The following is a 7,630-nucleotide window of genomic DNA, read 5'->3' on the forward strand; positions in this document are numbered from 1 at the left end:
CGCAAGGAATCTTGCGTTAGATTCGGTCGAGGTCTCCCATGCTGGTGCTCAACGGCGCGGACGACGTGCACATCCCCGCCGCCGACACCCTGGTCTTCGAGGGCCGCCGCGACACCGCGGTGCACCTGCTCCCGGACACCGGGCACTGTGCGATCACCAAATTGCCGGAGGCGACCCGGATCATGGTCGATTGGCTGGTCTCGACGGCCCCTTGGTGACCAGGCGGGCGGTTCGGGGCCGCTCGGCACCCTCCGGCCACACCACCGTCACGGGCATGTCGCGTCCGCCGGCGGTCGCCACCACATCGGCCGTGCCGCACGGTGAACCCGGAGAACACCTACGCCCGCTTTGCCACGGGCCAGGTCCCGGAACGCTACGAGGCGTAGCGGGTCTCGGGCATGGTGGACGATTCGCCCCCCCGCACGGCCGTGATCAATCCACCCGCACGGCGAGGGTCGCCACCACGGCATCGGTGCGGGCGCGGAGCGCGGCGGTGAGCACCGGCCCGCGCGGATTGTGCAGCAGCCGATGCCACCAGCGGCGCGTCTCGACCTGCGTGAGCAGCATCGTCACCTGGTGGCCCTTGGCCGTCTGCCTGCGCACGTATCCGACCAGCGTGGCCACCAGGCTGCGGTTCGGAGCGGGCAGCACCATGAGCGGCACGCCAGGATCCCACTTCTTCCATTGCGCTCCAAGATGTTTCGCCGAGCCCGGTTCGATGGCCACGGCTACCGCCACCACCTCGCCGTCCAGTCGCAGCGCGGTGGTCAGGGCCTGTTCGGTGAGCGCGCTGACGGCCACCACCGGCACCACGATGAGGCTGGTCTTCGTGCCGGGCGCCGGCGCGGGCGGAATCCGGCCCAGCCCCAGCATCTTCGCGACCTGCGCGTAGTAGTTCTCGGTGCGCGCGAACAGCAGCACCAGGGCGGGGATGATGATCAACAGCAGCCACGCGCCCTCACGGAACTTCTCCAGCATCAGCACCACCCCGGCGACAGCGGTGAGCACCGCGCCGAAACCATTGAGCAGTGCGCGCGGCAGCCAGCCCGGCCCGCGCACTTCGCGCCAGTGCCGCACCAGACCGGTCTGGCTGATGGTGAATCCGATGAACACGCCGATCGCGAACACCGGCAGCAGCCGATGCGTGTCCGCCTTCACGATGAGCAGCACGATCGCCGCCAGGATCGCCAGCGCGGCCACGCCGTAGCGGAACACCGGCCGCTCCGACCGCATGGCGAAGGCATGCGCCACCCGGTGGTCCTTGGCCAGCAGCGAGAGCAGCACCGGCAGCCCGCCGAAACTGGTGTTGGCGGCCAGCACCAGCACGACGGTCACCGCGATATTGGTCAGATAGAACATCCAGCCGGTGCCGAACGCGGCCGCCGAGAGCTGCGCCAGAATCGTCACGTCCCCGCGCGGCACCATGTCGTACTGCCGGATGAGCATCGACAGCCCGACCAGCATGATCCCCAGCAGCGCGCCCAGCGCCATCTCGGTGTGCTGGGCGCGTTTCACCGCGGGCGTGCGGAAGGCGGGTACCGCATTGGCGATGGCCTCGACACCGGTCAGCGCCGAGCAGCCGGCCGAGAACGCCTTGAGCAGCAACACGATTCCCACCGACTCGACCGGCTCCACCGGACCCAGGTCGGTGCCGATGATCGCGACGGGATCGTGGTGCAGGAAGCCGCCGGCGATGACCGCGAAGATGGCCAGTATGAACACGATGGTCGGCCCCATCAGCACCTTGGCCGATTCCGCGATGCCGATCAGGTTCAGCACCGTCAGCACCACCAGCCCGAGCAGCGTCACCAGCAGCAGATGATCGGCCAGGGCGGGGAAGGCACTGGCCAGGCTGGCCGCGCCCGCCGCCAGGCTGACCGCCACGGTCAGCACGTAGTCGACGACCAGGCTGGCCGCCGCCAGCAGCGCGGCCCCGCGCCCGAGATCCTTCTTGGCCACCGCGTACGCGCCGCCGCCATCCGGGTGCACCGCGATGACCTGCCGATACGACAGCACCAGCACGAGCAGCAGCGCCGTGATGGCCAGCGACACCGGCAGCGTCCACGACACCGCCCCGACCCCGGCCGGAATCAGCGCCAGCACAATGGCCTCCGGGCCGTAGGCCACACTCGACAGGGCGTCCAGCGACAGCGCCGCCAGGCCGCCCAGCGCGGTCAGCCGGTAGGCGTCCCCGCGCTGATCGCGGCGCATCCGCCGGTCGACGGTCAGCGGATGCCTCTTCGGAGTCTCGAGTGTCTCGACCACGGCCCTCATTGAACGCGGCCGCCGCCCGGACCTCGCGGTATGACACCGTTTTCCGGCGTATTTCTGCGCGGGGCGGTGAGCAGGCGTCAGCGCCGGGTGAGAGGCGGGCGCAGGCCCAGGTGTTCGCGCAGGGTGACGCCGGTGTAGGCGGACCGATACGAACCGCGTTCCTGGAGTTCCGGGATCAGCAGGTCCACGATCTCGTCCAGACCGGCCGGAACCCGCCACGGGGTGATATTGAAGCCGTGGCTCGCGCCGTGCCGCACCCAGCGGGTGAGCTCATCGGCGACCTGCCCCGGCGTGCCCGCGAAACCGAAACGGGCCGTGGTCTCGACGGCCACCTGCCGCAGCGTCAGCCCCTTCGACTCGGCCAGCGCCCGCCACTGCGCCACGATCGCCGCGCGGTCCTGCCCGTCCCGCTGCGCGCCGCGGGTGGACGAAATCACTGACGGCGCTGGATCTTCCGCGGGCAGCGGGCCGTCCGGATCCAGGTGCGACAGATCCCGTCCCCACACCTGCCCCGCCAGCGAGAGCGCCGTCGCGCCGGTGATCTGCTGCTCCAGCACCCAGCGCCGTTTCTCCTCGACCTCGGCGGCGGTCTCGGCCAGCACGATCTGGGTGCCGGGCAGAATCCGGATATCGTCGGCGGGCCGCCCCGCCGCGACGAGCCGGGCACGAATATCGTTCGCGAATTCCAGGGCCGGATCGAAATCGGTGCCGAAGGGGGAGAAGATGACCTCCGCCTGCGTGGCCGCGAAATCGCGACCGGCGGGGGAGACGCCCGCCTGGAAGATCACCGGATGACCTTGCGGACTCCGCGGCACCGTCGGGGTGATCGCGACCTTGAATTGCGCGCTGTCGCGTTCGACCACGCGCACCGCACCGGGATGCAGCCAGCTCTCGTGGTCGCGGGTCGCGGCAATGGCATTGCCGGACCAGGCATCCCAGATCTCCCGTGCCAGGCTCAGGAATTCGGCGGCGCGCTCGTAGCGCTGGGTGTGATCCAGGAATCCGCCGCGCCGGAAATTCTCACCGGTCCAGGCATTATCGGTGGTCACCACATTCCACCCCGCGCGCCCGCCCGACAGCACATCCAGGCTCGCCAGCCGGCGCGCCAGATCGGCGGGCTCGTTGTAGGTGGCATTCTGCGTGGCCACCAGGCCGATTCGCGTGGTGATTCCCGCCAGCGCCGCCAATTGCGTGATGGCGTCGGGCCGTCCGGCGATATCGGTGTCGAGCAGCTGCCCGTCCTGTTCGCGCAGGCGCAGGCCCTCACCCAGGAAGAAGGCGTCGAACAGGCCGCGCTCGGCGGTGGTGGCGACCCGGCGGAAGGTCTCGAAGTCGATCTGCGAACCGCTGCTCGGATCCGCCCAGATGGTGTGGTGGTTGACGCCCTGGAAGAAGACCCCGAAATGCACCTGGGCGTCGGGGAAGGGGACCTCGGTCATCGGGCGAGCTCCTTGACGTAGCGGTTGGCGGGGCGGGCCAGGCCCAGATTCGCGCGCAGCGTCGAACCGGGGACCGGGCGATGAGCGAGACCCGCGCGCAGCAGGGCGGGGAGGACGTAGCGGGCGAGGACGGGAAGGTCCTCGTCGATGACGGCCGGGTGCAGGCGGACGCCGTCGGCGATCGGGGCCAGCTCGGTGAGCCGGGCGGTCAGCTCGGCGTGCGAGCCCGAAAAGGACAGTCGCCCAGTGGATCCGGGGTCGCCGTGACCGTCCAGATCCGTGCGGCGTTCCGCGGCGGTCGCGGTCGGCGTGTCCAGGGTGACCTCGATATCCACGAGTACGCGCGAAACCCCTCCCGCTCGGGCGTTCTCGATCGCCTCGTGAATCTCGGGCAGCGTGATTCCGCTCACCAGTGCTACGTCGATGCCCTCGGTTCCCGCTGCGCCGTAACCGAATACGACGACCTGTCCCTGTGGCGGCCGGGGCACGATGGCCGGGCCCTTCACCGAAAAAGTCTCGCCGATGAAATCGATGTAGTGCAGCTTGTCGCGGTCCAGGAACTTCCCGGCCGCGTAGTCGCGGACGACCGCGTCGTCCTCCCACGAATCCCACAGTCGCCGTGCGACTTCGACGGCATCGACGCGCTCGCGCCGGATCTCGGCCGGGGTCGCGCGGGCGGTGGCGCCCCAGGCCCGCGCCGCACCCGGCTCGTCGACGGCCAGCCAGCCGGCCCGGCCGCGCGCGGCATAGTCCAGCGAGGCCAGCTGCGACGACAGGTGGAACGGCTCCGCGTAGGTCGCCGCCGACACCGGGACCAGGCCGAGGGTGCTGGTGGTGGCCGCGACGAAGGCCGCGCGGGTGGTGGCATCGAGCCGCCCGCCCGGACCGGGCCCGGGGTTCAGGGCATCGTCGAAGGTCGCGAACGTGAAGCCCGCGTTCTCCGCCGCGTGGACCCGGGTGCGCACGGTCTCTGGATGCAATAGACGGTCTGGTTCGTGTCCGGCTCGATGCCACGCGGCGGGGTGGTGACCCTCCCCGTCGAGTTCGATTCCCAACGCGAACAGGCCCGTTCGGTACTCGCTCTCGCTCGCCATGGGTTGGACGATTGTCGAACCGTGCTCCTCCGGCCATGGTTGCCGTCACGGTGATCCGAACCCGCGCCGATTCGGCGGTGATCCAGTTCACGACAGCATCTCTTGCACATACCCCTGGGGGGTATTAACTTGATCTTTCGTAAGGCACCGAAGCAGTTGAGAGGGAAGAGAAATGACCACCCAGGCGCACACCGGACACCACGACCACGCGGCTCACGGCGACCACGCCGCGCATGCGCACCACGCGGCCCCGGTCGACCACACTGCTCATGCCCACCATGCCGATCACGCGGCCCACGCCGGGCACGGCGATCACGCGGCTCATGCGGCCGACGAGGCGCACGGCGCCCACGCTGGCCACGCCCACGGTGGCCACGACGGCGGCCTGCCGGGCGGACTCCAGATCACCCAGGACGGTTACACCCTCGACCTGGCCGAAAAGGTCGTAGCCGCAGGCGAAATCGAGTTCCGGTTCCGCATCCTGGGCCCGGACGGCCTGCCCGTCAACGACTTCGACGCCATCCACGACAAGGAACTGCACCTGATCGTCGTGCAGCGCGAGCTGACCGGCTTCTGGCACGTGCACCCGGAGCGGCGGGCCGACGGCACCTGGACCGTCCGGCTGAACCTGCCCGAGGCGGGCGCCTACCGCGCCTTCACCGATATCGCGCCGCGCGCTCTCGGCAAGACCATCACGCTGGGAGCCGATTTCGCCATCGCGGGCGACTACCGGCCCGGCACCGCGCCGGAACCGCAGCGCACCATCACCGTCGACGGCTACGAGGTCGCCCTGGACGGCGATCTGGTTCCCGGCGAGGGCCGCCTGCTCACCCTCACCGTGCGCAAGGACGGTGCGCCCGTCACCGATCTGCAGCCCTACCTGGCGGCGTACGGCCATCTGGTGATCTTGCGCGCCGGCGATCTGGCCTACGTCCATGTGCACCCGAACGGTGAGCCCGGCGACGGCGTCACCGCGCCCGGCCCCGACATCACCTTCCACACCGCCGTTCCCGGCCGCGGCACCTACCGGCTGTTCCTCGATTTCAAGCACGCGGACAAGGTCCGCACCGCCGCCTTCACCCTGCCCACCGTCTGACCCCACCGGCCCGGATCGGAGAAGCCATGTGCGACCGCCGATGTCCCCGGAGCACGACAACCGAACAACGCGGTCCGCAGCGCGGACGACACGCGGAAGGGCATCCGGATGGCTGCCCTTCTTGCTGTCTGCCCAGGTAGAAGTGCCCTCGCGGTCTCTCACAGGGAACTCCCAGCCGACCTGAAGCTCGGTTCGAAACCCGCCGCCTAGGCTCCGCGAGGTCAATCGGAATCTGGGAACACAGGAAGGCGGGTGGCATGTCGACCATCACCAGCGTCGCGGGCGATGCGGCCTCCTCCGGAGGCGGCGACGCCGCCATCGGGGAGGGCAACGCAGCCTTGTCGGAGGGTAGGCGCTCGTCGCGGTGGGCGACGCCGCTCACCTCGCCCGGGCAGCCGCGCTGGGAGCGACCGGCCACCCTGGCGCTGCTGATCGCCACGGCCGTCGTCTACCTGTGGGGCCTCGGCGGCGCGGGCTGGGGTAACGGCTACTACGCCGCCGCCGTGCAGTCCGGCGCCCAGAGCTGGAAGGCCCTGCTGTTCGCGTCCCTGGACCCGCAGAACTCCATCACCGTCGACAAGCCGCCCGCAGCCATGTGGGTGATGGGCCTGTCCGGCCGCATCTTCGGCTTCAACTCCTGGTCCATGTTCGCGCCACAGGCCCTCATGGGCGTGGCCGCGGTCGCGCTGCTCATCGCCGCGGTGCGGCGCTGGGCCGGCCCGGCGGCCGGCCTCATCGCCGGCGCGGCGCTCGCGGTGACCCCGGTGGCGGCCATGATGTTCCGCTTCAACAATCCCGACGCCCTCATGCTCCTGCTGCTGGTGGCCGCCGCGTACTGCACGGTGCGGGCCATCGACGCGCGCGGCGAACGCTTCTGGTCCGGCAGCACCGGCTGGCTGATCGGCGCGGGCGTCCTCATGGGCTTCGGCTTCCTCGCCAAGATGATGCAGGCCTTCCTGGTGCCGCCCGGCCTCGCGCTGGTGGTGCTGGTGGCCGGCGCGGGCGGATGGCGCACGCGCATCACGCAATTGGCGTCCGCGGGCGTGGCCCTGGTGCTGTCCGCGGGCTGGTATGTGGCACTGGTCGAACTGTGGCCCGCCGGATCCCGGCCCTACATCGGCGGTTCCACCAGCAACAGCCTCTGGGAACTGGCCGTCGACTACAACGGCCTCGGCCGGGTGCTGGGGAACAAGAACGGCGGCGGCCACCGGCCCACGCCGCCCTCGATGCCCACACCGGACCCGGCCCAGCATGCCGACCCGTCCCAGATGCACGGCGGCTTCGGCGGTTTCGGTTCGCAGCCCGGTCTCACCCGCCTGTTCAGCGGTGAGCTCGCCACCGAATTCTCGTGGCTGCTGCCCGCCGCGCTGATCGCGCTGATCGCCGGACTGTGGCTGACCCGTCGCCTGCCGCGCACCGATCGCGTGCGCGCCGGCCTGCTGCTGTGGGGTGGCTGGCTGCTGGTCACCGGGGCCGTGCTCAGCTACATGAGCCGCAGCTTCCACTCGTACTACGCCATGGAACTGGTGCCGGCGATGGCCGCGCTGATCGCCATCGGCGCGACCCAATTGTGGCGGCGCCGTACGCATCTCGCGGCCCGCGGCACCCTCGCGGTCATGTCGCTCGCCACCGGCGGGTGGTCGTTCGTGCTGCTGCACCGCACTCCCGAATGGCTGCCGTGGCTGCGCTGGACGCTGGTGGCGCTCTCGGTGCTGTCTCTTATACAC

6 protein-coding genes are annotated in these 7,630 nt (G+C 70.3%); 3 read left to right on the forward strand and 3 right to left on the reverse strand.

What is annotated here, in order from left to right; all coding sequences use genetic code 11:
* Positions 1-38: 38 nt before the first annotated feature.
* Complete coding sequence (locus tag ACFXKA_RS40375) at positions 39-218, forward strand: hypothetical protein (RefSeq protein ID WP_379431503.1); 180 nt, start codon at positions 39-41, stop codon at positions 216-218.
* A 214-nt stretch (positions 219-432) separates the two neighbouring features.
* On the opposite strand, the gene ACFXKA_RS40380 is transcribed toward ACFXKA_RS40375, so the two are convergent.
* From ACFXKA_RS40380 to ACFXKA_RS40390, 3 genes are all read right to left on the reverse strand, one after another.
* A complete protein-coding gene (locus ACFXKA_RS40380; protein ID WP_379431508.1) occupies positions 433-2,211 on the reverse strand; it encodes an APC family permease in 1,779 nt (592 codons plus the stop codon).
* Between the two features lie 140 nt (positions 2,212-2,351).
* On the reverse strand, positions 2,352-3,713 hold the full coding sequence (locus tag ACFXKA_RS40385; RefSeq protein WP_379431504.1) for an NtaA/DmoA family FMN-dependent monooxygenase: 1,362 nt from the start codon (positions 3,711-3,713) through the stop codon (positions 2,352-2,354).
* Complete coding sequence (locus ACFXKA_RS40390) at positions 3,710-4,807, reverse strand: nitrilotriacetate monooxygenase (protein WP_379431505.1); 1,098 nt, start codon at positions 4,805-4,807, stop codon at positions 3,710-3,712. Before ACFXKA_RS40390 ends, ACFXKA_RS40385 begins: the two co-directional genes overlap by 4 nt.
* Positions 4,808-4,979: 172 nt before the next feature.
* Here ACFXKA_RS40390 and ACFXKA_RS40395 point away from each other — a divergent pair, with 172 nt between their 5' ends.
* Together ACFXKA_RS40395 and ACFXKA_RS40400 are read left to right on the forward strand one after the other, a co-directional pair.
* Positions 4,980-5,903, forward strand: a complete 924-nt coding sequence (locus ACFXKA_RS40395) for a hypothetical protein (RefSeq protein WP_379431506.1) — start codon at positions 4,980-4,982, stop codon at positions 5,901-5,903.
* A 257-nt stretch (positions 5,904-6,160) separates the two neighbouring features.
* Positions 6,161-7,630: glycosyltransferase family 39 protein (locus ACFXKA_RS40400; RefSeq protein WP_379431507.1), on the forward strand; the 1,470-nt coding region annotated here is incomplete at its 3' end.

It is taken from the genome of Nocardia sp. NPDC059228 (assembly GCF_042754245.1).
In the GTDB taxonomy this organism is placed as follows: Bacteria; Actinomycetota; Actinomycetes; order Mycobacteriales; family Mycobacteriaceae; genus Nocardia.